At 69.9% G+C, this 23,355-nt stretch carries 19 protein-coding genes, 1 pseudogene and 1 riboswitch; of the genes and pseudogenes, 6 read left to right on the top strand and 14 right to left on the bottom strand.

The features are described from left to right. Positions 1 to 116 precede the first annotated feature (116 nt). The gene (locus AB0H37_RS17150; RefSeq protein WP_360613609.1) at positions 117 to 1,265 is read right to left on the bottom strand and encodes an EamA family transporter; all 1,149 of its coding nucleotides are present in this window, start codon (positions 1,263 to 1,265) and stop codon (positions 117 to 119) included. 577 nt (positions 1,266 to 1,842) lie between these two features. On the opposite strand from AB0H37_RS17150, the gene AB0H37_RS17145 reads away from it, so the two are divergent. Beyond that, a complete protein-coding gene (locus AB0H37_RS17145; RefSeq protein ID WP_360613607.1) occupies positions 1,843 to 3,270 on the top strand; it encodes a carotenoid oxygenase family protein in 1,428 nt (475 codons plus the stop codon). 46 nt (positions 3,271 to 3,316) lie between these two features. Here the strand turns inward: AB0H37_RS17145 and AB0H37_RS17140 are convergent, their stop codons facing one another. The 4 genes from AB0H37_RS17140 to AB0H37_RS17125 form a co-directional block, all read right to left on the bottom strand. Further along, positions 3,317 to 3,904: a DUF1345 domain-containing protein gene (locus AB0H37_RS17140; protein WP_360613605.1), complete on the bottom strand. Its 588-nt coding sequence runs from the start codon at positions 3,902 to 3,904 to the stop codon at positions 3,317 to 3,319. 257 nt (positions 3,905 to 4,161) lie between these two features. Beyond that, a complete protein-coding gene (locus tag AB0H37_RS17135) occupies positions 4,162 to 4,968 on the bottom strand; it encodes a family 1 encapsulin nanocompartment shell protein (protein WP_360613603.1) in 807 nt (268 codons plus the stop codon). After that, positions 4,965 to 6,038: a Dyp-type peroxidase gene (locus AB0H37_RS17130; protein ID WP_360613601.1), complete on the bottom strand. Its 1,074-nt coding sequence runs from the start codon at positions 6,036 to 6,038 to the stop codon at positions 4,965 to 4,967. Before AB0H37_RS17130 ends, AB0H37_RS17135 begins: the two co-directional genes overlap by 4 nt. A gap of 458 nt (positions 6,039 to 6,496) precedes the next feature. After that, the gene (locus AB0H37_RS17125) at positions 6,497 to 7,231 is read right to left on the bottom strand and encodes a helix-turn-helix transcriptional regulator (protein WP_329089506.1); all 735 of its coding nucleotides are present in this window, start codon (positions 7,229 to 7,231) and stop codon (positions 6,497 to 6,499) included. Positions 7,232 to 7,298: 67 nt separating this feature from the next. Here AB0H37_RS17125 and AB0H37_RS17120 point away from each other — a divergent pair, with 67 nt between their 5' ends. Together AB0H37_RS17120 and AB0H37_RS17115 are read left to right on the top strand one after the other, a co-directional pair. After that, positions 7,299 to 8,657, top strand: a complete 1,359-nt coding sequence (locus AB0H37_RS17120) for an MFS transporter (RefSeq protein WP_360613763.1) — start codon at positions 7,299 to 7,301, stop codon at positions 8,655 to 8,657. Positions 8,658 to 8,775: 118 nt separating this feature from the next. Continuing rightward, on the top strand, positions 8,776 to 10,599 hold the full coding sequence (locus AB0H37_RS17115; protein WP_360613599.1) for an alkyl sulfatase dimerization domain-containing protein: 1,824 nt from the start codon (positions 8,776 to 8,778) through the stop codon (positions 10,597 to 10,599). Positions 10,600 to 10,706: 107 nt separating this feature from the next. Here AB0H37_RS17115 and AB0H37_RS17110 read toward each other — a convergent pair whose 3' ends face one another. The 5 genes from AB0H37_RS17110 to AB0H37_RS17090 all read right to left on the bottom strand — a co-directional run bounded on the left by AB0H37_RS17110 (position 10,707) and on the right by AB0H37_RS17090 (position 15,580). Continuing rightward, complete coding sequence (locus tag AB0H37_RS17110; protein WP_360613597.1) at positions 10,707 to 11,870, bottom strand: serine hydrolase domain-containing protein; 1,164 nt, start codon at positions 11,868 to 11,870, stop codon at positions 10,707 to 10,709. A gap of 318 nt (positions 11,871 to 12,188) precedes the next feature. After that, positions 12,189 to 12,722: a RidA family protein gene (locus AB0H37_RS17105; protein ID WP_360613595.1), complete on the bottom strand. Its 534-nt coding sequence runs from the start codon at positions 12,720 to 12,722 to the stop codon at positions 12,189 to 12,191. A 289-nt stretch (positions 12,723 to 13,011) separates the two neighbouring features. Next, complete coding sequence (locus AB0H37_RS17100) at positions 13,012 to 13,569, bottom strand: hypothetical protein (protein ID WP_329089498.1); 558 nt, start codon at positions 13,567 to 13,569, stop codon at positions 13,012 to 13,014. 691 nt (positions 13,570 to 14,260) lie between these two features. Next, on the bottom strand, positions 14,261 to 14,983 hold the full coding sequence (locus AB0H37_RS17095) for a hypothetical protein (RefSeq protein WP_360613593.1): 723 nt from the start codon (positions 14,981 to 14,983) through the stop codon (positions 14,261 to 14,263). An 81-nt stretch (positions 14,984 to 15,064) separates the two neighbouring features. After that, positions 15,065 to 15,580: a CGNR zinc finger domain-containing protein gene (locus AB0H37_RS17090; protein ID WP_179835588.1), complete on the bottom strand. Its 516-nt coding sequence runs from the start codon at positions 15,578 to 15,580 to the stop codon at positions 15,065 to 15,067. A 145-nt stretch (positions 15,581 to 15,725) separates the two neighbouring features. Between AB0H37_RS17090 and AB0H37_RS17085 the strand changes: the two genes are divergently transcribed. After that, positions 15,726 to 16,283: a GNAT family N-acetyltransferase gene (locus tag AB0H37_RS17085; RefSeq protein ID WP_360613591.1), complete on the top strand. Its 558-nt coding sequence runs from the start codon at positions 15,726 to 15,728 to the stop codon at positions 16,281 to 16,283. A gap of 82 nt (positions 16,284 to 16,365) precedes the next feature. Here AB0H37_RS17085 and AB0H37_RS17080 read toward each other — a convergent pair. Beyond that, positions 16,366 to 16,559 (bottom strand): annotated as a pseudogene (locus AB0H37_RS17080) (IS5/IS1182 family transposase); the annotation flags it as partial. A 159-nt stretch (positions 16,560 to 16,718) separates the two neighbouring features. On the opposite strand from AB0H37_RS17080, the gene AB0H37_RS17075 reads away from it, so the two are divergent. Continuing rightward, positions 16,719 to 18,500, top strand: coding sequence for an aminotransferase class I/II-fold pyridoxal phosphate-dependent enzyme (locus tag AB0H37_RS17075; RefSeq protein ID WP_360613589.1), 1,782 nt, complete (start codon positions 16,719 to 16,721; stop codon positions 18,498 to 18,500). Beyond that, complete coding sequence (locus AB0H37_RS17070; RefSeq protein ID WP_360613587.1) at positions 18,497 to 19,300, top strand: phosphatidate cytidylyltransferase; 804 nt, start codon at positions 18,497 to 18,499, stop codon at positions 19,298 to 19,300. The genes AB0H37_RS17075 and AB0H37_RS17070 overlap by 4 nt, the downstream gene beginning before the upstream one ends. A gap of 48 nt (positions 19,301 to 19,348) precedes the next feature. Here AB0H37_RS17070 and AB0H37_RS17065 read toward each other — a convergent pair whose 3' ends face one another. The 3 genes from AB0H37_RS17065 to AB0H37_RS17055 all read right to left on the bottom strand — a co-directional run bounded on the left by AB0H37_RS17065 (position 19,349) and on the right by AB0H37_RS17055 (position 22,750). Beyond that, positions 19,349 to 20,749, bottom strand: a complete 1,401-nt coding sequence (locus AB0H37_RS17065; RefSeq protein ID WP_360613585.1) for an MFS transporter — start codon at positions 20,747 to 20,749, stop codon at positions 19,349 to 19,351. A 378-nt stretch (positions 20,750 to 21,127) separates the two neighbouring features. Next, the gene (locus AB0H37_RS17060; RefSeq protein WP_360613583.1) at positions 21,128 to 21,871 is read right to left on the bottom strand and encodes a hypothetical protein; all 744 of its coding nucleotides are present in this window, start codon (positions 21,869 to 21,871) and stop codon (positions 21,128 to 21,130) included. A gap of 189 nt (positions 21,872 to 22,060) precedes the next feature. Beyond that, positions 22,061 to 22,750, bottom strand: a complete 690-nt coding sequence (locus tag AB0H37_RS17055; RefSeq protein WP_360613582.1) for a CHAP domain-containing protein — start codon at positions 22,748 to 22,750, stop codon at positions 22,061 to 22,063. Between the two features lie 14 nt (positions 22,751 to 22,764). Next, positions 22,765 to 22,914, bottom strand: a riboswitch (cyclic di-AMP (ydaO/yuaA leader). Positions 22,915 to 23,355: the final 441 nt, after the last annotated feature.

Raw genomic sequence — 23,355 nt, 5'->3', positions numbered from 1 at the left:
CCACCGCGGTTGCGGGCCGGTTGAGCCCGCGTCTTGGCCCGGACGGCGCGGTTCACACGCCGTCCGGCAGGCACCGCCGAACCCCCTGGGGAGTCCGGCGGTCATCTATCGGCGGATCACCGCTTCGTGAGCCCGGCCCGTTCCGCGACCGGCGTGAGGACGCCGGTCAGCAGAGCGGCGGCCTTGGTGTTGCCGCCTTGGGCCAGCGGCCACAGGGCGGCGACGACCTCCAGCGACTGGCTGTCGGCCGTATGGACCGAGCCGTCCGCAGGCACCGCGGCCTTGGCGATTCGACGCGACCCCCTCAGCCGGCCGAGGTCCCGGCGGCCGAGCCACCGGAGCAGCGGCACGTCCAGGTCGGTGGTGTTGGCCACGATGGCGACCACGATGATCAGCACGCCGGTGGCCACGAACCACCCGGGGGTCTCCCCGAGCAGCAGCAGCCCGATCGGCAGGCTCATGATCGGCTCACCGCTGGACAGGACGCCGAACTTCTCCTTGCCCAGGTAGCCGATGGAGCGCGCCTCCAGTACCGGAGCCACGCACGCCGTGCACAGACCGGTCAGCATGGCCAGCATGAGGACCCGGGGCTGGAACCAGTCCAGGCCCCCCACGACCAGCCAGCAGGCCGCACCTGGGATGGTGAGCAGGCCGGCCAGGGCCAACCCGATCGTCTCGGCTCCCCGGTCCTCCAGCTTCTCCACCGCACTGACGTTCACGGCGAAGCAGACCGCTGCCACGGCCGCGAAGGCGTAACCGAGCCAGTCGATGCGGGACTCCTCCTGCAGCGACATGACCCACAGCCCCACGCCGGCCAGGACGGGCCAGAGCACCGCGACGTAGCGGGCCTTGCGGAGCGTGCCCCAGACGGCCACCCCCAGCGGGCCGCAGAACGCGATCGCGATCACTGTCGCGAAGCTGCCGATCCGCTGTGTCGCACCGACCAGAAGCGGCAGATAGAAGACCCCGGAGACCGCCAGGCACCCGATCGGCCACCGAACCGATCCGGCCGAGGCTCGCACCCGCTGGATCTCTTCAGCGGCGCTGCCGCCGCGCGACCGCACCGACAGACCGATCTTGACGACGGCGTATCCCGCGAGGAACAGCCCGCCGAAGACGGCCCCGAGCGCACCGGGCGCGAAGGGGAACTGATCTTCGGCACCCAGCGCGGAGAAGGCGTCTCCGGCAACACAGAACAGCAGCCCGAGGAGGCCGACGGCGACCCCTCGAAGCGCGCCGTCTCCACCTACCCTCATATTGGACATGGCCCATGACCTCTCGTTTGTCTCTTCGCCGGCAAGCCGGCGGCAGGCAGCGTCTGCCCGCAGGAGAGACCGTGTCCCCACAAGCGAAAACGACAACTGTTATCGCCATCACACCCATCCGGCTCCGGGAAAGCATGCGGCTCGACGTGGTCGGCGCCGCCGTACCGGCCACGTGCGGGCTCACAGCCTTGGTCCACGGCACCCTCGACAGCGCCGACGACGGTTGGACCTCGTCTCAGGCCGCCGGCTCGCTCGCCGCCGCGGCCGTACTGCTGACGGTGTGTTCCCGGCCCACCAGCACCGGTGGGCCGGCGCGCCGCTCGTCCCACTCGGCCTGTTCGGCTCCCGCCCGGCAGGCCCTGGACGTCGGCGGTGGATCGGACCGTTCGAATGATCTTGACGTGAGGAAGACGTGCCGGGCGGGTACGAGCTGGTGAGAGCACCGGCGAGCGGCCCGCGCCGGGCGGCGGCGTTGGTGCGGCCATCTGCGCGGGGAGCACTGCGCATCTGCCCGTGGTGAGGGCGTCCGGCCCGTCGACGGCGCGCGTCCACCGGGTCCAGGGACGGAAGGTTGGTCATGGTCGCGCACTCCACCGAATTCGATCCGACTCGCGTCGCACACCTGAACGGGACCTTCGCGCCCGTCAGCGAGGAGGTGGACGAGGCCGAACTGCAGATCGAAGGCGAACTGCCCGCCGATCTGGACGGGGTCTACCTGCGCAACGGCCCCAACCCGCGGTTCACGCCGATCGGCTCGTACCTGTTTCCCATCGACGGCGACGGGATGGTGCACGGCGTGTGGATGAGCCAAGGGAGGGCCCGCTACCGCAACCGTTTCGTGCGCACTCCCGCTCTGCGGGCGGAGGAGGCCGCGGGGCGTGCGTTGTGGGGCGGGATCGAGTCGATGATCATCCCTGGGGCGGAGGAGGTCGGGCCTGCGCTCGCGCAGACGTTCAAGGAGCTGCCGGACATCAACGTCGTTCGGCACGGCGGCCATCTGCTGGCCCTCGCCGAGTCCGGCTGCCCTTACCGGATGAGCCCGGAGCTGGAGACCCTCGGCAGGGAGACCTTCGGCGACGGCCTGCCCGCCGGGATCACCGCCCACCCCAAGGTCGACCCGCGGACCGGGCAGATGGCGGTCTTCTGCTACGCGCTGGAGGAACCGTTCCTCACCTGGTCACTGCTCGGTGCGGACGGGAGCCTCGACCGGGGCCCCACGGCGGTGGAGGGTCCGGAGGAGCCGGTGATGATCCACGACATGGCTCTCACCGGCCGCTACCTCGTCCTGGTCCTCGCGCCCGCCTTCCTGGATCTGGCGGCGGCGTTGCAGGGTGGTTCCTTCCTGGACTGGCGCCCCGAGCGCGGCACCCGGATCGCGCTGATCCCGCGCGACGGCGGGCCCGTGCGGTGGGCTCGCGACACCGCGTTCTGGGTCTGGCATACCGTCAACGCCTACGACACCCCCGCCGGACATGTCGTCCTGGACTACGTCCAGTGGCCCGGCCCTGGGCTGGGTCCGCGCCCGGCCGCTCCCGGCGGAGCCCCGCACGGGCTCGCCCGCGCCGTTCTGGACCCGGACGCCGGCTCCCTCCGCCGCCGGCTGCTCGACGACGCGCGCGTGGAATTCCCCCGGGTGGACGACCGGGTCCTGGCCGGCCCGCACCACCGCATCGCCACCGCGGCCGGAAGCGGGCGGACGCCGGACCTGCTGCCCGGCGAGTACGACGCGCTGCGCTGGTACGAGGTGAGCAGCGACGACGTGGTGGCCGAGACCTGGAACGCGGGCCCCCTCTCGGTCGGCGAGCCCGTCTTCGCCCCCGTCCCCGGAACGACGGACGCCGGCGACGGCTACTGGCTCGCCTTCGCCACCGACCGCACCGACCTCACCAGCTGGCTCCTCGTCCTGCCCGGCCAGAACCCGGCCGACGGGCCAGTCGCCCGGGTCCGCATCCCCGTGCGCGTGCCCCTGGGGCTGCACGGCGCCTGGCTGCCCACACAGAACTAGCAACCGGGGGGTGAGCTGACCGTCGACCCGCCGCGTCCCCGGCGGCTCAACTCGAGATCATTCCCATGACCAGGTTGACCGTGGCGGCCAGGATCACCGTTCCGAAGACGTAGGACAGCAGCGTGTGGCGCAGCACCACCGAACGGATCACCGTGCTCGCTACGTCGGTGTCCGACACCTGGTAGGTCATTCCGAGGTTGTAGCTGAAATAAAGGAAATCACGGTAGGCGGGCTGCTCGTCGCTGTTGAAGTCGATCCCGCCGGACGGCTCGCCGTAGTACAGGTGCGCGTAGCGGATGGCGTACAGCTGGTGCAGCATCGCCCAGCTCATGAAGACGCCGAACAGGCCGATCGCGGCGGCGCCGTTGCGGGTGGCGGAACTCCCGATCGCCAGCAGCACCGCGACCCCGGCCAGGCTGCCGACCGCGACCGTCACGATGAGCGACTCGGCCATGAGCGGCTGGAAGTCCTCCCGTCGCGCGTTGCGCCGTGTGTCCTCGGCGGTCATCGGCCACAGCAGCGCCACACCTGTCGTGACGAACACCGCGATCGCGGCGGCGATCCCCGAGAGCACTCCCAGCGGCACGCTCGCCAGCACGCCGACCAGCACGCACACCAGGATCCCGGCGGTCACCGACGCCGTCCGCCGAGCACGCGGCGACGAAGGGATACCGTGCCTCACCGCCACTGCGCCTCTCGCACGCGCGCCAAGGCCACCGCCGCGTCGCTCATCGGTGTTCCCTCCCCACTGAGGAACTCCGGGATCAGCCCGCCATGGCGGGTCGCAGGTGCGCCGTCGGCGCGGGCGACCCACCATCGGTTCGCATAGACCGCTCCCCCGAAAACGGCGTGTCCCTCCCCATCCGATTCTTGCGAGACGGTCATGCCCCGCTAGCCGCCGGCGCTCAGCGGGACACTGGATTCGGCGGTGATGGACAGGAAGGTCAGCGACTCCTGGAGGTAGAGATCGACGCGGTCGGCGGTGTGGGACAGGTACCCGATCGACAGGTCCTGGCCGAGGTGAAGTTCGTAGTCGCCGCCACGGGTGGACAGCAGCAGGGCCCCGTCGAGCGCCGGCGCCCAGATGATCTCACCGTCGCGCAGCAGCCGCGCGAGGTGATGGTGGATCGGATAGCCGTGATCGGTGGTCTCGGTGACCGCGGTGTAGGCGTCGGCGGACAGTAGCAGGCTGTAGGGCCCGTTGACACCGGCGAGCCGGAGCGCGGTCAGCGCCTTGGCGACGGCGCCAGGGTACTGCCGGACGTCGGGGGGCAGCGGCAGAGCGGCGTTGGAGCTGCCGGGGACGATGCCGATGATCGAGGCCGGGTCGGAGCCGTGGAAGACCGCGTGGTCTTCGGCGAACGCGGCCCGCTTCGCCGCGTCCTTGGCAGGCCCCCAGTCCGAGTCGAGCGCGCCGCGTTCGACATCGTCCACGGCCTGGCGGGTGACGGTGAAGGGGACACGCACCTCGATGATGGGCTGGGTCTCGCGCCGGTGGAGCAGCACCCCTTCGGTCGCCGCGTCGAAGGGGCGGACGTGCCCGGTCCCCACCGCGTTCAACTCGGTTCCGGCGGGGCCGACCAGGTCCACCACGCGGCGTCCGGCGACGTGACGGGTGAAGGTGCGGCGTACCTCGTCCTCGATGCCGGCCCAGGCGGCGTCCGACACCGGAGCAAGTTCGCGGTGCAGGTTGTTCATGAGGTGCCGTGTCCTCTCAGGCTGCCGATGCCGAGTGAGCCGTCATCGGGCGAAGTCCGCGCCCTCGCTGCTGGTTCCTCTGCAGCCTGCGCATCGGGGCCGGTTTTGTCCGCCGAGGCGGCGGCCGCCGCGGCCAGCTGCGGTGAGGGGTCGTCGAGGAAGTCCGCGGTGGGCACGAAGAACAGGCCACCGGTGACCGGAGTCGAGAAGTCCAGAATGCGGTCGTGGTTCCCCGGCGGGTCACCGATGAACATGTTCTCCAGCATCCGCTCGATCACCTCGACGCTGGCGGTGTAGCCGATGAAATAGGTCCCGAACTCTCGGGCGCCGACCGTGCCGAACGGCATGTTGTCCCGCACGATCTGCCGCTGGTTCCCGTCGGCATCGGTGATCGTGTTCAGGACCACGTGGGAGTTCGACGGCTTCATCTCGTCGGGCAGCTCGATGTCGTTCAGCTTCGTGCGCCCCATCGCCAGTTCCTGCGCCTCGACCGGCAGGGCGTCCCACTCCTGGAGGTCGTGGACGTACTTCTGAACGACCACGTAGCTGCCGCCGGCGAACGCGGGATCTTCGTCGCCGATGCGCACGGCCACCACCCCGTCGCGCCCCTTAGGGCTCTCGGTGCCGTCGACGAACCCCATCAGGTCGCGTTCGTCGAAGTAGCGGAAACCGTGCACCTCGTCGGCGACGTCGACGTACCGGGCGAGTCGGTTCATCAACTGGCCCGCCAGTTCAAAGCACAGGTCCATACGGCGCGCCCGCAGGTGGAACAGCAGGTCGCCCGGGGTGGACACCGCCGTATGGACGGCGCCGCCGAGTACCCGGAACGGATGCAGGCCGGCCGGGCGCGGTGGCCCGTACAGCCGGTCCCACAACTCCGCACCGATCCCGGTCACGCAACTCAGGCCGCCTTCGGGCGATCGGAAGCCCACAGCGCGCGTCAGCCCTGCAATGTCGGGAAGCAGACCGCGCACGGCGTCCTCGCCGCCCGGCCGCACTGTCGCCACCAGGAAGATCGCCGCCACCGCAGGCGGCGCCAGCACGTCCTGCGGTTCCCCTGGCTGCGGCATTACCCCTCCTCGCCGTCACGCGCACGCCTGGCCTTGCCGGCCAGGCGTGGTCGACCGCGGGAGGGACGGCTGCGCAATCGCCGGTCGCGGCGCGCACGCCATCATCGGCCTCAGGTCAGGGCTGCCGTCGTCCAGGGTCAGGCACACCACTGATCTGCGCCGATCATCCCCCGCGCCAGGACCGCGAAACCATGACGGACGGGCTGGCAGCAGGTCCCGCGACCCGCCCCACGCGGGGCCTCCGGGATGTGCCGTCGCGAGTGCATGGCGCTGGCAGCGTCCTGCGCCCACCCCGCTTCCTGCCCATGACTTCCTAGCCTCGGCTGCGCCTGGCGCGTAGATGTTGCATCCGGCTCTGCACGCGCGGCGGCTGGTTCTGGCGGTAGCCGGCGGACCTCAGCGTCGGTTGGGTGAAGGCGTTGTCAGGGGCGTACCAGTCAGCGTGGAGGAGATCAAAGTCAACGACTGTGCAGGTAGCGCCGGGGCGTGGTGCCGACCGTGCGGCGGAAGGCCGCCAGGAACGCGCTCGCCGTGGCGTACCCCACGCTGTGCGCCACCCGCGATACCGGTTGCCCCTCGGCCAGCAGCGGCAGGGCGGCGCGCAGCCGTACCTGCGTGCGCCACTGGTCGAAGCTCATGCCCGTGTCGTGCACGAACAGCCGCGTCAACGTCCGCCGGCTCACGCCCGCCGCGCGGGCGTGAGCCTCCAGGCCGCGCGGGTCCGCCGGGTCCGCCAGCAGGGCGGCCGCCACCGCCCGGACGCGCTCGTCGGTGGGTTGCGGCACGTCGATGGGCCGGGTGGGCAGCGGGCGCAGCAGGTCGGGCACCAGCGCCTCGGCGCGCGACCGCGCGTCGTCGGTGAGGTCGGTACGGGCCAGGTACCCGATCAGCTCGGCCAGCAGGCCGTCGACGCCGACCGCCGTGGGCTCGACCCAATTCACCGGGCAGCGCTCCGGAGCCAGGTACAGGCTGCACAGCACCGCTTCGCGGGTCGCGCCGGTCGTGTGGGTGACGCCCGCAGGCAGCCACAGTGCCCGGGTGGGCGGCAGGACCCAGTACACCTCGTCCACGCCGACGCTCAGGACGCCCCGCCGGGTCCAGGCGAGCTGGTGATGGGTGTGGCTGTGCGGGGATATCCACTCCCCCGAGGCCAGCGGGAAGTGGCCGACGATGATCGCGGCCATGTCCTCCATGCGACACAGCCTGGCCTCATCGCGGATTGTGGCCAAATGCGGCGGATCGTAGCGTCATCGAGTGCCGATGATCGTGCTGTGCCTCGTCCAGTTCATGCTCGTGCTCGACGACACCGTCGTGAACGTGGCCCTGCCCAGCATCCGCGATGACCTGGGTTTCAGCGCGTCCGGGTTGCCCTGGGTCGTCAACGCCTACTTCCTGGCCTTCGGCGGGCTGCTGCTGTTGTGCGGCCGGATGGCGGATCTGCTGGGCCGCCGCCGCGTCTTCCTCACGGGCGTGGCACTGTTCGGGGTGGCCAGCCTGGCCTGCGGCCTCGCGCAGGAGCCATGGCAGCTCGTGATCGGGCGGTTCGTGCAGGGCACGGGTTCCGCGATGGCCGGCCCGGCGGCGATGTCGATGATCACGTTGCTGTATCCGAGGACGGAGGAGCGGACCAGAGCACTGGGCATCTGGGGTGGCATCGCGGCCCTGGGCGGAACCTCGGGCCTGGTGATCTCCGGGGCCCTGACCGACCTGGTGACCTGGCGCTGGATCTTCCTGATCAACCTGCCCGTCGTCGCCGTGGCCCTGGCGCTGCTCCCCGGCCTCGTCCCCGAGTCCCGCGCCCCCGGCCGGCGCAGCCTCGACGTTCCCGGCGCGGTCCTGGTCACCGGTGCCGCAGTGTCGCTGGTGTACGGGCTGCTGCGGGCCGGGGAGACCGGCTGGAGCGATCCGATCGCCATCGGCGCCGTCGCGCTGTCCGCCGCCTTGACGGTGGCGTTCCTGGTGACCGAGTCGCGGGCGGCGGCACCGCTGGTGCCCAGGTCGTTCCTGGCCTCGCGGACGCGGGCGGTCGCCAACGGCGCGACCCTCCTGTTCTCAATGGCGATGTACGCGATGTCCTTCCTGTTGATGATCCAGGTGCAGAGCGCTCTGGGGTACAGCCCGCTCCTGGCCGGCATCGCCTACCTGCCCTATGGCGGCGGCATCCTGGCGGGCATGTGGTCGTCCTCCCGCATCTCGCTCAGGATCGGGACGCGCTGGGCGCTCCTGCTGGCGTTCCTGGTCAACATCGCCGGCCTGCTGCTGCTGTCCGGCGTGGCGGCGGGCGACTCCTACGCCGCCCACGTCCTGCCCGGCATGCTCATACTGAGCGTGGGCAACGGGCTGGGCCTGCCCGTCATGGCCGTAGCCGCGGTCGACGGCACCACCGAAGAGGACGCCGGTTTCGGCTCGGCCCTGTTCACCTCCGTCCAGCAGATCGGCGGCGCCGTCGGGGTGGCCGCGCTGGCCGTCATGGGCTACTCGGGCGGCCTCACGGCGGGCGCGGTGTGCGTGGCGCTCGGAGCCGTGCTCATCGTCGTGCTACTGCCGTCGCGTACCAGCGGCCCCCAGCAGCCCGCCGGACATGGAGCCGGCGGCCGGAGCACACCTGTGGGTTCGTAGGTGGTGAGGCGGGCTGGAACGATGACGTTGCGACCACGGCGGCGACAACGCCGGGCCAGGGCGAGGATTTGACCAGAGTCCGCTTTTCTCCTGCCCTGGATGCGGTAATCGCCCGGACATGACCGATCTGCCCTTCAGTGACCGGACCGACTTCGACAACGCCGACCGCGGCCACATCGCCTCCCGCACCCCCGGGATCGTCACGAACGCCCAGGGGCAGACCGTCTGGGACGGCGACGTCTTCTCCTTCCTGGACGGCGAATGCCCTCCGTCGGTGCACCCGTCGCTGTGGCGGCAGTCGCAGCTGTGCGCCAAGCAGGGCCTGTACGAGGTGGCCGAGGGCATCTACCAGGTCCGCGGGCTCGACCTGTCGAACATGACCCTGGTCGAGGGCGACAAGGGCGTGATCGTGATCGACCCGCTGATATCGAACGAGACGGCCGCCGCCGCGCTCGCCCTGTACCGCGAGCACCGCGGCGACCGTCCCGTCACCGGCCTGCTCTACACCCACTCCCACGTCGACCACTTCGGCGGAGCCGGGGGCGTTCTGCCGCCCGGCAACCCCGAGGGCGTACCGATCCTGGCGCCGGCCGGGTTCACCGAGAACGCCGTCGCCGAGAACGTCTACGCCGGAACCGCGATGGCACGGCGCGGGGTTTACCACACCGGCGCCACCCTTCCCAAAAACCCGCAGGGGATGGTCGGCACCGGACTCGGCCAGACCGCCTCGACCGGAACCGTCTCCCTGATCCCGCCCACCCGCGACATCACGAGCACCGGGCAGGAGGAGGTCATCGACGGGGTGCGGATCGTCTTCCAGATCACCCCCGGCACCGAGGCACCGGCGGAGATGAACTTCCACTTCCCCGGTCACCGGGCGCTGTGCCTGGCCGAGAACGCCACCCACAACCTGCACAACCTGCTCACCCTGCGCGGCGCCCTGGTCCGCGACGCCCGGGTGTGGGCCCGCTATCTCGACGAGGCGATCGCACTGTTCGCCGACGACACGGATGTGGCGTTCGCCTCCCACCACTGGCCGACCTGGGGACGCGAAGCCATCGTCGCCTTCCTGTCCCAGCAGCGCGACCTGTACGCCTACCTGCACGACCAGACGCTCCGCATGCTCAACCAGGGGATGACCGGCACCCAGATCGCCGAGCAGATCGAACTGCCGCCGGCGCTGGAACGGGCCTGGCACGCGCGCGGCTACTACGGGTCGGTCTCCCACAACGTCAAGGCCGTCTACCAGCGGTACATGGGCTGGTTCGACGGCAACCCCGCCCACCTGTGGCAGCACCCGCCCGTCGAGGAGTCCCGCCGCTACGTCGACTGCATGGGCGGCGCGTCCAAGGTCCTTGCCCTGGCCCGCGACTACGTCGCCCAGGACGACCTGCGGTTCGCCGCCACACTGCTCGACCATGTCATCTTCGCCGACCCCGACAACGCCGACGCCAAGACGTCCCTGGCCGAGGTCTACCAGCGCCTCGGCCAGGGCGCCGAGTGCGGCACCTGGCGCAACTTCTACCTCACCGGCGCGATGGAACTACGCCAGGGCGCCACCGCCACCCCGTTCGTCATCTCCGAAGGCATGGCCGCCGGCCTCACGACAGAACAACTCTTCGACTCCCTGGCGATCCGCGTCAACGGACCCAAGGCATGGAACGAACACCTCACCATCGACTGGGCCTTCACCGACACCGGTGACCGCTACCGCACCACGCTCAGCCACGGTGCCTTCACCCACCGCAAAGCCCTCCGCGACCGGGCCGGTGACGACACCGGCGCGAGCCTGACCGTGACCCTCACCCAGCCGCAACTCCTCGCCGTACTCACCGGCAAGGACGCCCAGGACGCCGCTATGGAGGGCGACACGTCGGCACTGGACCGCCTGATGGGAGTCCTGGACAACCCGGACCCCGCCTTCCCCATCGTCACCCCCTGACAGCGGGGTGGCACCGTCCGCGCGTTCCTGTGCCAGACGACCGGTGAGGGCATCCCTCAGAACCGGGTGCCCTCACCTTCAGCCTCTGGCGGGAGCCGAAGCCGCCGCTACGAGGATGGGCAGAAGATGGTCTCCATGGCCTTGCCCATGGCTTGGCCCGCTCCGGCGCTGTCCTTGCCGCTCAGGGTGGCCGACATCGAGAGCTGGCGGCGGCCGTCTTCTGAGTAGAAGGTCATGGCGAGGAAGCCGGGGGCGGTCCCGCCCATGATGTAGAGATCGTCGCCGCATGAGCTGCGGCTCTTGCCCAGGGGCTGCGGGCCACCGGGCAGCCGGTCGGTCAGGACCCGCTGGAGTTCGGGCGGCAGCAGTTCGCCCTGGGCGAAGGCCCGTTGGAAGGCGCTGACGTCGTGCGCGGTGGAGACCACTCCGCCGGCCGCCCCGGCGATGCTGGCGTTGAACCGGTCCATGTCGCGCAGCCTGCCGGTGGCGTCGGGGTAGTAGCCGTGGCCGTGCGGCCCCTTGATGCCCTCCGGCGGCTTGACGGGAAGGTAGGTCTTGGTCATCCCGAGCGGGCCGAACAGGCGTCCGTGCAGCTCCGCGGCCAGGTCGTGGCCGGTCAGGCTCTCGATGATCACGCCGAGAAGGGTGTAGTTGGTGTTGGAGTAGGACCATTTCTCGCCCGGTTCTCCGGTCCGGGGCCGGCCGCGGCTCCACGTCACCAGATCCAGCGGCCGATAGTGGGTCGTGAAGTCGAACACGTCGAACGAAGGGTCTTCTCCCTCGCTACCGTCCGGGTTCGGCTTGCCTGCGTACCAGTCGGGAATGCCGGAGGTATGCCGGAGCATCTGCCGTACCGTGATCTCGTGGGCCCGTTCCACCAGGTCCTCCTCCACCACCACCGGCAGCAGGTCGCCGAGCTTGTCATCCACGCCCAACCTGCCCTCCTCGACCAGTTGCAGCACCACGGTGGCCACCATCTGCTTGGTCTGTGACCCGATCCGGAAGCGGGCGTTCGCGGGTATCCTCCCGCCCCCGCCGCCCAGCAGCCGGGAGCCCCCGCTGCCCAGCCCGACGGATTTCCCGTCGACGTAGGCCCCACCGACGGCTCCCACAACCCCGGGAGCCGTGGCCAGATCCTCCATCGCCTTCTGCACGTTCCCGACCGGCTCCGGAGCGGCGGTGGCGGGCCCGGCATTAGCCATCATCAGCATGGCGACACCGGCGGCCAGACCGGCGCTCCTCAGCGGCGGACGGACGTTCTTATATGACACGACGCGCTCCTCTTCACGATCACTCTCCGAAGCTGCGGCACCATGCCCTCGGCACGGACCGCCGCGGTCCATGCCTCCACTGAAGACGGAAGATCGTTGCAGTGGCGTATGCGATTTCCGATACGCCTGCGATACACGTGCACACGCCCGCACATCGGCCCAGGACCGTGAATGCCTAAGGAACTGCGGGCGGCAGGACGCGCATCACCGCAAGGCGGGGCACATCAGAGTCTCCGGCAAACCCGGGGGCGATTCACCAAGACACTGACTGCCTTCATAGGGCTTCTCCGAACCCGGTGGAGTCCAGCCCTCGGCGCGTCAGTCCCGGAGATACAGAGTCAGTTCGCAGGCCACGGGCGCCTCGCGCGGCAAATCGTTCTGGTACAAGGAGATCCGCGCGTGGCTTCCGCGGTCCTGCCCGAACACCTCGATGAGCAGGTCGGACGCTCCGTTGACCACGGCGGGCGCCTCGGCGAATCCCGGGACGCAGTTCACGTAGCCGGCCAGCCGGACGACCTGGTCGACGTGGTCGAGGGATCCGAGTTCGGCACGCGCCATGGCCAGCAGGTTCACCGCGACCAGCCGCGCGGAACGGTAGCCGTCGCCGACGGTCAACTCCCGCCCGAGCTTGCCACTGATAGGAAAGACGTCCTCGCCTTTGTCATTCTTGACCGTGCCATAGGTTCCGGACACATAGAACAGATCTCCCGCGCGGACCCCGTAGCGGAAGTTGCCGATGGGCGTGGGCGGGCGGACGTCCGCCAGCCCGAGCCGGGAGAACTCCTGCTCCGGCGTGGGAGCGGCATCATGCCCGGTCGGCAGTCCGTTCGCCTGCTGGGGTGCGTCTTCCATCCACCGATCCCAACCCTAGGAAATTGATGCGTATGTTTCCGGCCGAGGGGGCTCACCACTTCCGGGCCCCATCCTTAGTGCGTGTTGGCCAGCACGTCGTGGGCCCAGTCGGACCAACGGTGTCGGCCCCCTTCGCGCTCTGGGAGTCGATGATCCCCGACGTCGGCTGCCCGCCACGCACACCCGGTCGGGCGCACCACATACAAGATCGCATCCACCACCGTCCGCCGCGGATGCCTCTCCGGCCGCCCACCCTCACCAAACAAGATCAACCTCTCAAAACACGCACTCAGGCAGGTGGGCGCCGGGCCGTGAAATACCGGTTGGACCGCCTCAGGAAGACCAGCGGGATGAATGCGGCCATCGCGAGCAGATCCAGGGCGCTTCGCGCGTAGTCCAGTACGAGGTACGAGCTCGGGAACTCGAAGAATGGGGGTATGTCCGCAGTCGTGAAGCCCTGGGTGTCGCCCCGGATCAGCGCGACGAGGCTGGACAGGGCCCATAGGGAGGCGAACACGGTCAGCGTGATCCGCGCCCAGTGTCGGCCGCTGCGCATCTTGAGGCCGAGCAGGATCCAGAGGCCGCTCAGGAGCAGGTAGACGACCGTGAAGAAGATGAACAAGCCGAGCAGGGGCCCGTTCACCTTGTCATGGAGTTCGTACATCGACGCCTGAGTGTCCCCGCCTGTCGTGCCGAACACGTCGTCCACAGCCCGCTTCACGACCACGAAGCCGGCCACGTTGAGCACGGTCGCCAGCGGCGGCACCACGACCGCGATCCAGAACGCGATCTCGACCGCGGCCGGTCGCCTGCCGGTGAAACCGTATGAGCGCGGCGGCGAAGTCATGCGACAGAACTTTAGGCGTCCGCCTCCGCTCGCCGCACGATCGCCGTACGAAGATCGTTAAGAGACGGCCTTGATCAGTGGAGCGGGCGACGGGAATCGGACCCGCATGGCCAGCTTGGAAGACACGCCAAACACGCCCTCGGCCTGCTGCTCACCGTCACCGTGTGCGCCACCGGCGTCCAAGACCGCGACGGCGCCAAGACCGCCCTGCTCGGCGCGTACCTGACCGCACCCGCCTGCCGATTCGTCTTCGTCGACGCCACCTCGCCTGACAAGACCCTTCTCAATCACACACTTAGACCGTGAGCCGCATCGGGCGCAAACGGTTTGCTGGTCGGCGCGGCACCCCGATCGCCGCCAGGCTTGGATAGTGCACGAACGTTCGACCGTGCCGCACCGAAGCTGGAAGAGCCCGCGATCAGCTCAGGGTTGAGGCAGCGGGGCGAACGGCGCCGGTGTTGAGGAAGCCGGCGATCGCGCAGGAAAGGTCAGACCCGACCATATGAGCTGGTGCCTTCCAGCCCTACCCCGGCCCAGCCGAGCGGCCCGCGGGCAAGGCCACCAAGAAGGCGCCGCAACCATCGTCCTCAGAGTGCGGCGCAGAAGGATCGGGCTCCGCCCGGCCGCCCGCGCGCCGTTAAAGAAAGCCTCAACACTTTCCTCGGGCGCCTCCCGGGCACGAGATGACGTCTTAGGCGGCCAGTTCTTCGAGGCCGCTCTGGACCCAGCTGAGGCCCAGGTCATCGGCTATGTGCCGAGCGGTCTCGACGAGTGTGGCGCGCTCAGGATCATCCTCGGGCAGCTCAGCGGCGAGCAGTAGCTGGGCCGCGGCGATCTGCGGACGCAAGCCGACCGCAGAGCGCAGATGAAGCGAGCGTCGCAGCATGCGCAGCCCCTCGTCGCGATTGCCGCCCTCGATCACACGCCAGGCCAGGTGGCGGAGCACGATGGACTCGAGGATCAAGTCGCCTTCCTGGTGGGCGGCTTGCAGAGCCTTGGTGTAGTGCGCCTTCGCCGCGGCACCGTCTTCGCGGACGTTGTCGAGCAGCGCGGCCCAGTGGAACTCGGCCCATCCGTGCGTCTTCGGGTCGGCGGCAGCGGAACGGTACCCGGCCTCTGCGGTCTCGTAGTCGTCCGGCAGCGGGTCCACCTGGAAGATCAGGCGGGTGTAGGCGAGCCGGGCGGCGAGTAGCCGAGCTTGCGGCGACTCCGGATCGAGGGCCGCTATCGCGTCCGCCGCGTCCTCGATGCCGTCGACTCGGAACAAGAACCGCTCATAAAGGATCTCGGCCCTCAGTTCGCGCGCTTCGGTGCTGTGCTCTTCGGCCAGCAGCGCGGCGGCGTGATCCCAGTCACCGAGTACGTGGAGGCGGCGGGCCGCGTCAAGAGTTGTGTAGGTGTCATTATCGTTCATGCTGCCTACGTTAGAAGTCACTCGTGTAGGCGGTCAAGCGGACTACGGCGACTACATGGGGAGGTGACCCCCGGCAGGAAATCAACGGGTGGTGGCTGCCCTGCGGCGGGCGCGATGGTTGGCGACGGTCGTCCGGCTGGCGCAGGTGTTGGAGCAGAAGCGGCGGCTGCGGTTGCGGGAGTCGTCGACGTAGAAGCGGGTGCAACCGTCCGCCTGGCAGCGGCCTACGGTCACCTCCGGGTCACCGCAGATCGCGTGCGCGAGGGCTGCGGCGCAGCTGCGGCCGAGCCAAGGAACGGGCTCCTCTCCGTCGCGGGCGAAGTGCAGGTGCTGTTGCCCCTCCCCGTCGTGCTCACTGACATGGATCGCGGGCGGGAAACGCTCCAGGAGCAGGTTGACCGGGGCGATCGGTCCGGTGTCGGCGACGGCCGCGACCGCCTCACGCAGGGACTGGAGGAGACCTTCCAGCTCGCCGGCGTCCGGTTCGGCTATGTGGTGCTGGCGAAAGAACTCTCGCCGCAGCTCACTGGGCTCGTCACCGTTGACCAGCTCGACGGCCAGCCGGGTCAGATTGCCGATGTAGGCGACGTAACGCACTTGACCACCTACCCCTTTCGCTCTCATAGTAGGCGGCATGGACTTGGACACCAACTACAGTATGACGTCCGCCGAAGAGGCCGCTCGGTCCTTGAGGAACAGCCCGCGAGCTCGGGCCGACCTGGCCGGGCAAGGACGCGGGTAAATGATCGCCGACATCGACCTGGGCCAGGGCCTGCGGCTGCGGACCCTGACCACACATGACGTCGCCCTCGTGGTCGAGGCCACCGGCACCGAGACGGCTCGGGCCCTCTGGGGGCCACACCCGGCCGGGCCCTACACACCTCAGGATGCGCGCGCCGGCCTGAAAGCCTGGGATCCGGCCGCAGGAGGCCAGGTGTCCTACGGGATGCTCGAGCACGACCGCCTGCTCGGCGCTCTGGGGCTGATGGTCGACGGCCCGCGCAGCGCCGAACTCGCCTACTGGGTGCGGCCGGAAAGCCGTCGCCAGGGCCTGGCCCTGCGCGGTATCAACGCGCTGACCCGCTGGACGCACGACGAACTGGGCTTGGACCGGATCTGGCTTGAGATCAACCCCACCAACACCCCCTCGCTGCGTCTGGCCGACCGCGCCGGCTACCAGTACGAACAACGTCTCCCCCACCACTGCCGTGCCTGGACCACGCCCAACCCCGACCACGACACCTGGCACGATTGCATGATCTGGGGACACACCGACCTCACGACGTCACCGGCCATCTGAGGCGATTCGCGCGGACCCAATTCGAATCGCGGTCCCGGGAAGGAACCAGGGCCAACGGCTCCAGCGTCCTGTTCCGTGGCATCCGCCGTTCGTAGCGGCGGTGCAGTCGGCGGCATTCGCTCAGCCAGGACACCACCCAGCGGTAGCGACCGGGCCGTTCGGAGAGCTCGATGCCGCGTCGGGCGATGCGCGGGCGATGCCGCGCCCGCTTGGCCAGGACCGCAGGTCGGTGTAGTCGTAGCCCTTGTCGCCGTGCAGCTCGGCAGAGCGGCGCCGCTTGCCGAATGCGTGCCTAGGTTCGGTTCACCGAGCAGGTTGCGGATGGTTTCCGGGGGTTTGGTGGCGGGAGTTGAGTGCGCGGCCCCGGACGACTGAGTACAGGTGCTCAGGCGGTGCCGTGAGGGTCTCGGCAGAGTGGCACCCGAGGTGATGACAATGAGTATCGATCAGCAATCCCCGGGCCGGGCCGCCGACTCTTCGTCCGTCGCGGCGGTCGTCGACGGGCTGGAGCTCCGTATGTCGTCCGAGGCGGACGATGAGTGGATCCGCCGTCTCCGGCATGAGATCTACGCGCGGGAACTCGGACAGCACACCCCCAACGCCGCCGGCCTTCTCACCGATGACCTCGACGAGAGCAACGTCTACATCGTGGCGCTCCGTCATGGCGAACCGGCCGGGTTCGTCAGTGTGACGCCCCCGTGGGCAGGCCGCTTCTCGATCGATCGCCATCTGCGGAGGGACGAGCATCCGGCGCTGTCTGATGACGGCCTGTTCGAGATCCGGATCCTGGCCGTCGATCCGAGCCTGCGGGGCAAGATGATCGGCAGGCTGCTGATGTACGCGGCGCTCCGCTGGGTGGCGGGGCACGGAGGTCGGAGCATCGTGGCCTTGGGACGGGTTGAGCTGCTGCCGATGTACCTGGCGCTGGGGCTCGCGTCCACCGGCACGGAGGTGCGATCGGGGGCCGTGGATTTCCAGCTCCTGACCGGCGACGTCGCCGAGCTCACCGACCGGACCCTGCGACGGCACGGACCGCTGCTGCGCGATCTAGGACGGAAGGTGCGGTGGAGGCTGGAGGCCTCCTTCCTGCCCGAGGACGAGTCCTGCGCCCACGGCGGTGCGTCCATCGAGGCGCTGGGACGGGGGTTCGACACCCTGGACGCGTACGGCGACGTGGTCCCCGCCGACGTGCTCGACGCCTGGTTTCCGCCGGCTCCCGCCGCGGTCGCGGCCCTGACCGGCGGGCAGGAGTGGATCGCGCGCACGTCTCCGCCCGCGCGGGCCGACGGGCTCATCGAGGAGATCGCGCTTCGCCGGGGCCTGCCCGGGAACGCCGTCGCGGTCGGCGCGGGTTCCTCCGACCTGATCTTCCGCGCGTTCAGCCGATGGCTGGACGCCTCCAGCAAGGTGCTCCTGATCGACCCCTGTTACGGCGAGTACGCGCACGTCGTCGAGCAGGTGATCGGCTGTCGCGCCGACCGGTTCCCGTTGTACCCGGCGGAGGGCTGGCGGATCGACCAGGAACGGCTCACCCGCGCCCTGCGGAACCAGTACGACCTGGTGGTCATCGTCAACCCCAACAACCCGACCGGGGTCCATCTCGACACGGCCGGACTGCGTGAGGTGCTGGAGGCCGCGCCGGGGGGAACCCGGTTCTGGATCGATGAGGCGTACGCCGGTTACGTCGGCGCCGGGCAGACGCTGGAGCCCTACGCGGCCGAGGCCGGCAACGCCGTCGTCTGTACTTCGCTGTCGAAGATCTACGCCCTGTCGGGCCTGCGGGCGGCCTATCTCACGGCGCCTCCACCGATCGTGGCGGATCTGCGTCGCTGGACTCCGCCGTGGTCGGTGAGCCTGCCCGCCCAGATCGCCGCGGTGAGCGCGCTGCGCGATCCGGCGTACTACACCGCCCGATGGGCCCAGACGGCGGCGCTGCGCGCCGAACTGGCCGCCGCGCTCATGGAGGCCGATGAGAACCTGCGCGTCAGCGAGTCGGTGGCGAACTTCGTCCTGCTCACGCTGCCCAGGGGCGGGCCCACCGCGTCCCGGCTTGTCGACCGGTGCCGGCGGCGGGGCGTGTTCCTGCGGGACCTGTCGCCGATGTCCCCGGCGTTCGAGGGCAGGACGGTGCGAATCGCGGTGCGCGACGCCGCGGCCAACACCCGCGTGGCGGGCGCCGTCGCCGAAGCCCTGCGCGTCCCGCTCGGTACGGCGTGACCGAGGTCGCGGATCTGGTCCCCTACCTTGCCGGCACGCTGTTCGTCGGCGGCATCGCGGCCGGGCTGTCCAAGCGGCGTGAGTACGTACTGCGGTGGTGCGCCTGGGCGGTGGGCGTGCCCGTCGTGGTCGTCGCCCTGGAAATGGGTCCTGGCGGTGCGGCCGCCCTCGCCGCTTCGGCGGGGGTGGCGTGCGCCGTCGAGTACGCCGCCTTGACCGGCCTGCCCCGGCTGGACCGCGTGGTGCTCGCCGCCGCCGTGCCCGTGGCGCCCGTGACGGCCTGGCTGGCGCCCGGCCATCTCCCCCGGCTTCTCGCGCTCACCCTCGCAGCCGTCGCCCTGGTACCGGTCCTGGCCGGTGACGCGGCCGGCGGACTCTCCAGGCTGTGTTTCGGTGTGCTCGGAGTGATCTGGTTCGCGCCGCTGGCCGGCGTGGTCCTGCTCGGCCCGGAGATCCTGGCGTTGTTCGCCGCGGTGTCGATCGCCGACATCACCGCCTCGTTCGGCGGCCGGTCGCTCGGCGGGCCGCCCCTTTCCCGGCTGTCGCCGTCCAAGCACTGGAGCGGCCTGCTGACCGGGACCGTCACGGGACTGGGCACACTGGCCGTGCTCGGTGCCTTCACTCCGGCCTGGGCCGTCGCGGTGGCGGTCGGCGCCCCGCTGGGGGACCTGCTGGAGTCGATGGTCAAGAGAGGAGTCGAGGCCAAGGACTCCGCCTCCTGGCTGGCGGGCGCCGGCGGCCTGCTCGACAGGCTCGATTCCTTCCTCATGGTCCTAGTGCTCGCCGTGGCACTCGGTTGATGGCCGCCAGGTCTGCCCGCAGGCCTTCGTACGGTGCGGACCGGTGCCTCAGGGGTCGGGTACTGCGGCCGGGGTGTCGTATCGCCGGAGCGCGCCGAACCAGCCGCAGCCGATGATGGCGCCGATCAGCAGGCCGGCACCCAGGAAGGCCGGGCGTGGGTCGTGGCCGGACGCCTTGGTCACCGCGCCGGCGGCGGTGGCGCCGACAGGGGTCGCGGCGACGAACAGCGCCCGTGCCGCCGTCGTGACCCGCCCGAGGAGCTCGCGGGGAATCCAGCGCTGCCGGGTGCTGCGGTTGATCACGCTGGCGATCGACACCGCCCACACCTGCGCGGCGTTGGCGGCCAGCAGGGGCGCCCATCCGGTGCTGGCTCCCATGACCAGCAGCGAGCCGGCCGCCAGCAGGATGCCCAGGCTGATCGAGGGCAGCGCACCCAGCCGCGCCGCGATGAACGGAGCGGTGACCGCCCCGGCGATCCCGCCGAACCCGCCCGCCGTGATCACGGCGGCGACCAGCGGCGTCGGAAGGCCCAACTGCATGCGGGCGAAATAGACGATCAGGGTGTCCACCGCCAGGCACAGGTTGACCAGGGTCTGAACGATGGTGAGGGCCAGCAGCGGACGAAAGCCGACGATGAACCGCAGGCCCTCCCACAGATCCTCACCGAGCCCGCGGAGAATCAGGCGGGCCGACCTCGGTGTCACCCGGGCCCGGTCGGCTCTGCCGGGCGCCAGAAGACCGGCCGACCGCGCATCCCGGGCGTCATCGCCCCGCGTCCGCCCCGCCCTCACCTCGATCAGCAGCGGCACCAGGGTGGCCAGCGACACCGCGAAGGTCGCCGCGTTGATCAGTAATGCGGTTTCGACACCGATCCAGGTGGCGAGCAGAGCGACGATGGCCGGGCCGACCATCTGCGACGTCCGGCCGGCGCTCTCCAACACCGAGTTGGCCGTCAGCAACCCCTCGGCCGGGAACAGGTCCTTCACGGCGACGGTCAACGCGGCGTCGAAGAACACCGTGGCGGCCCCGCCCACGAACGCCAGTGCCAGCACGACCCCAAGCGGGGCGGCCCCCAGCCACACCAACGCGGGAAGGATCACGAAAACCCCGGCGCGGAGCACATCCATGGCGACCAGCACCCTCCACGGATTCAGCCGGTCCACGACCGGCCCCGCGGGCAGTCCGACCAGCAGGTAGCCGATCCCGCGCGGCGCGGCCGCCAGACCCGCCGCCAACGGGTCACGGGTCAACTGCAGGACCAGCAGCGGCACAGCGAGCACCGCGCAGCCGTCACCGAGCAAAGACACCGACTGCCCGCCCAGAAACAACCGACGAGCCCGCGATGAGGCTTCCGTCATGTCCTCCAGCCCAGTCAGCATTGAGCCGTGTCGAGTCGAGCGCCCAGCACCCCGACCCGACTCGGTGGGCCTCGGCGGGGCCGTCTTCAACGTTCGCCAGAGACGGTAATCAGCACCAGCCCGCCGGAGAAGTCACCCTTGACGTTGAAATCGACGCGTGCTCGGTCGACGGCAAGGGAGCTCAGGCTGCGGCGTTGTCGCCACGGGGTTCGTCATGGTCTTCGGCGTGGTCAGCCTCCTGGCGGACACCGTCCATGAGGGGGCCCGATCGATCACCGGTCCCTTTCTGGGGTCGCTACTGGAGCTGGACGATCACAGACGGCGGCACCGCGACAGTCCGCCGACAACGACGTCGCTGCCCTGCATTTCTGCCCCGGACGTGACGGACCCCGCTCTCGTCCGAGGACGGGAGCGGGGTCTGTGATGCGGCTCGGGGCGGCCAGGAGGGGATCACCTGGACGGGCTTGGTCAGCCGAGGGGCTTCGGGGCGCCCTTCTTGCCGATGCCGTGGCCCCAGGACAGGACCTCGTACTTGACGCCCTTCAGGTGGCCCGCCGAGGTGCCCGTGTCGTACTTGCTGTTCGGCTTCTTGCCGTCCACCAGGTGGCGGAAGGTGTAGGTGTCGAGGTCGAGCATGACGCCGCGGTGCGACGGCTCGCCCGGCCCGCGGTCCCCGACGAAGCCGGTGACGCTGCGCCCCTTGTAGGTGACCTTGACCTTGGTGTGCATGGGCCAGCTCGGGCTGGCGAACAGGCCCTTCTGCATCGGCTTGCCGCCCGCCGGGGCGCCGGTGTCGCCGTTCACGCCCGAGCCGTCGTCCCAGAAGTAGGACGCGGTGGTGCTGCCCGACAGGACGGCGTGGCTCTTCGAAGCGGCCTTGCCGGTGGTGTGGCGGGCGGCCTTCGCGTCGTGCTGCCCGGCCACCTGCTGGCCGGTGATCTTGCGCCCGGTGACCTTGTGCCCGGCGGCCTGCCCGGCCACCACCTGGTCGGTGACCTTGTGCCCGGCCACCAGCTGGTCGGTGACCTTGTGCCCGGTCACCTGCTGCCCGGTCACCAACTGCCCAGTGACCTTGTGCCCGGTCACCTGCTGCCCGGTGACCGTGTGCGCCATCGGCTTGTCCGCCGGGGCCCCATGGGCGGCCTCGACCGCCACGCCCGCGACCAGGATGCCCGCGAGGGCGGTACCGATAAGGGCGGTTCGCTGCTGCATGTTCATCCTTTGCTCGGTGGGCCGGGCGCCGGGCCATGCCTTCGGCGTGAGGGACTGGACTCGCCGTTCGGGCATGACGGATCCGGCGCACGGCACGTGGGCGTGCTCGCGACGTGGGTGTGATCGCGCGGGTGGAGAGGGGGAGCACCGCTGGACGGTGCGGGCAAGGGGCCGCTCAGCGGCCCGGGCTCACCGGTACTCGGGGTAGCCGTAGCTGGCGACGGTGGAGGTGTCGCGGACCTTCTTCTTCACCGCGTCACCGGTGTTGCCCTCGATGGTGTTGATGGTGCCGTCGTGGTTGTCCTTCACGACGATGCCGACGTGTTCGACACCCTTGATGCCGCCGCCGTTCCAGGCGAAGAAGACCACGGCGCCGGGCTTCGGGGTCTCGCCGAAGCGGCCGGTCTTCTTGAACCACTGGGCGTGGCTGACGGTGTAGGCGTCGGCGCCCATGCCCTTGGTGCCGGTGTGCTGGCCCAGCCAGGACACGAACATGTCGCACCAGGACTGGCCCTTGTAGACGGAGGCGCTCTCGGCACCGATGCGGTGGGCGTTCAGCTCGCCCAGCGACGAGCCGATGTACCAGTTGTTGAACTTGCTGTTGCCCGAGGCGTCCTCGTGGGTGCCGACCTGCGTGCGGGCGAGCTTGATGACGTCCTGCGCGGAGGCGCCGGCCTTGGCGCTCTGGCCGCCGGTCTTGGCGCCGTTGGCGTCGGCCTTGGACACCTCGGCAACGTGCGCGGTGTTCGCGGGCTTGGTGTCCGCCTGGGCGGACGGGGCCAGGGAGGCGAAGCCGAACACACCTGCCATGGAGAGGACGGCTCCGGCGGCCACGCGGGTGCCCATGCGCTTGGTCAGGTCGAAAGTACGAGCGGTCATGAAAAGGTTCTCCTGAGTTCTTCCAGTCCGCCTACCGGGTTAGCTGTCGGGTTCGGGCATGGAAGTGGCCCTACCGCGACCCCGCGCACGGCGGGGGTGCGGATTCACCCCGGTGTTTCGGTGGGTCCCCGGCTCCGCTCGGCCGTGATCGGCGCTCTGCGGACTCGGCGGCGGACGTGCCTTGATCGGCCGTCCTGATGATCAGGGACTTGATGCGCCCTTCATGATCTGGTCGGGCGCTCCGGACGGGCTTCCCCGTCGGTCACAGAGCCACAACAGGTTCAAGCCGCCCCATATTTCGTCAAGCACGCCCCAACGACCTGGTCGACCTGCAAAGACTTCACAAAACCCCCTCAACGCAAGGGCTGCGGTCCAGTCAAGCTGGACCAAGATTTTCGGTGCGACACCCTCAACCGGACCGCCCAACGGTGCCTGGAATTTGCGTACCGCTCAGCTCGTCATCTTTGAGCTATCGGTGCGGAACTGAGCCGACCGGGCCTGAGCGTGCAGGCGGAACCCCCGCCGCCTACGGCGATGCCGGACGCGGGCCGGTGAACAACGCCAGGGTCGGAGGAGCAACGCGGGGTTCTGGACGGAGCACGGGC

It is taken from the genome of Actinomadura sp. NPDC023710 (assembly GCF_040639875.1).
Classification (GTDB): Bacteria; Actinomycetota; Actinomycetes; order Streptosporangiales; family Streptosporangiaceae; genus Spirillospora; species Spirillospora citrea.
This window is presented reverse-complemented; position numbering and strand designations above follow the sequence as displayed.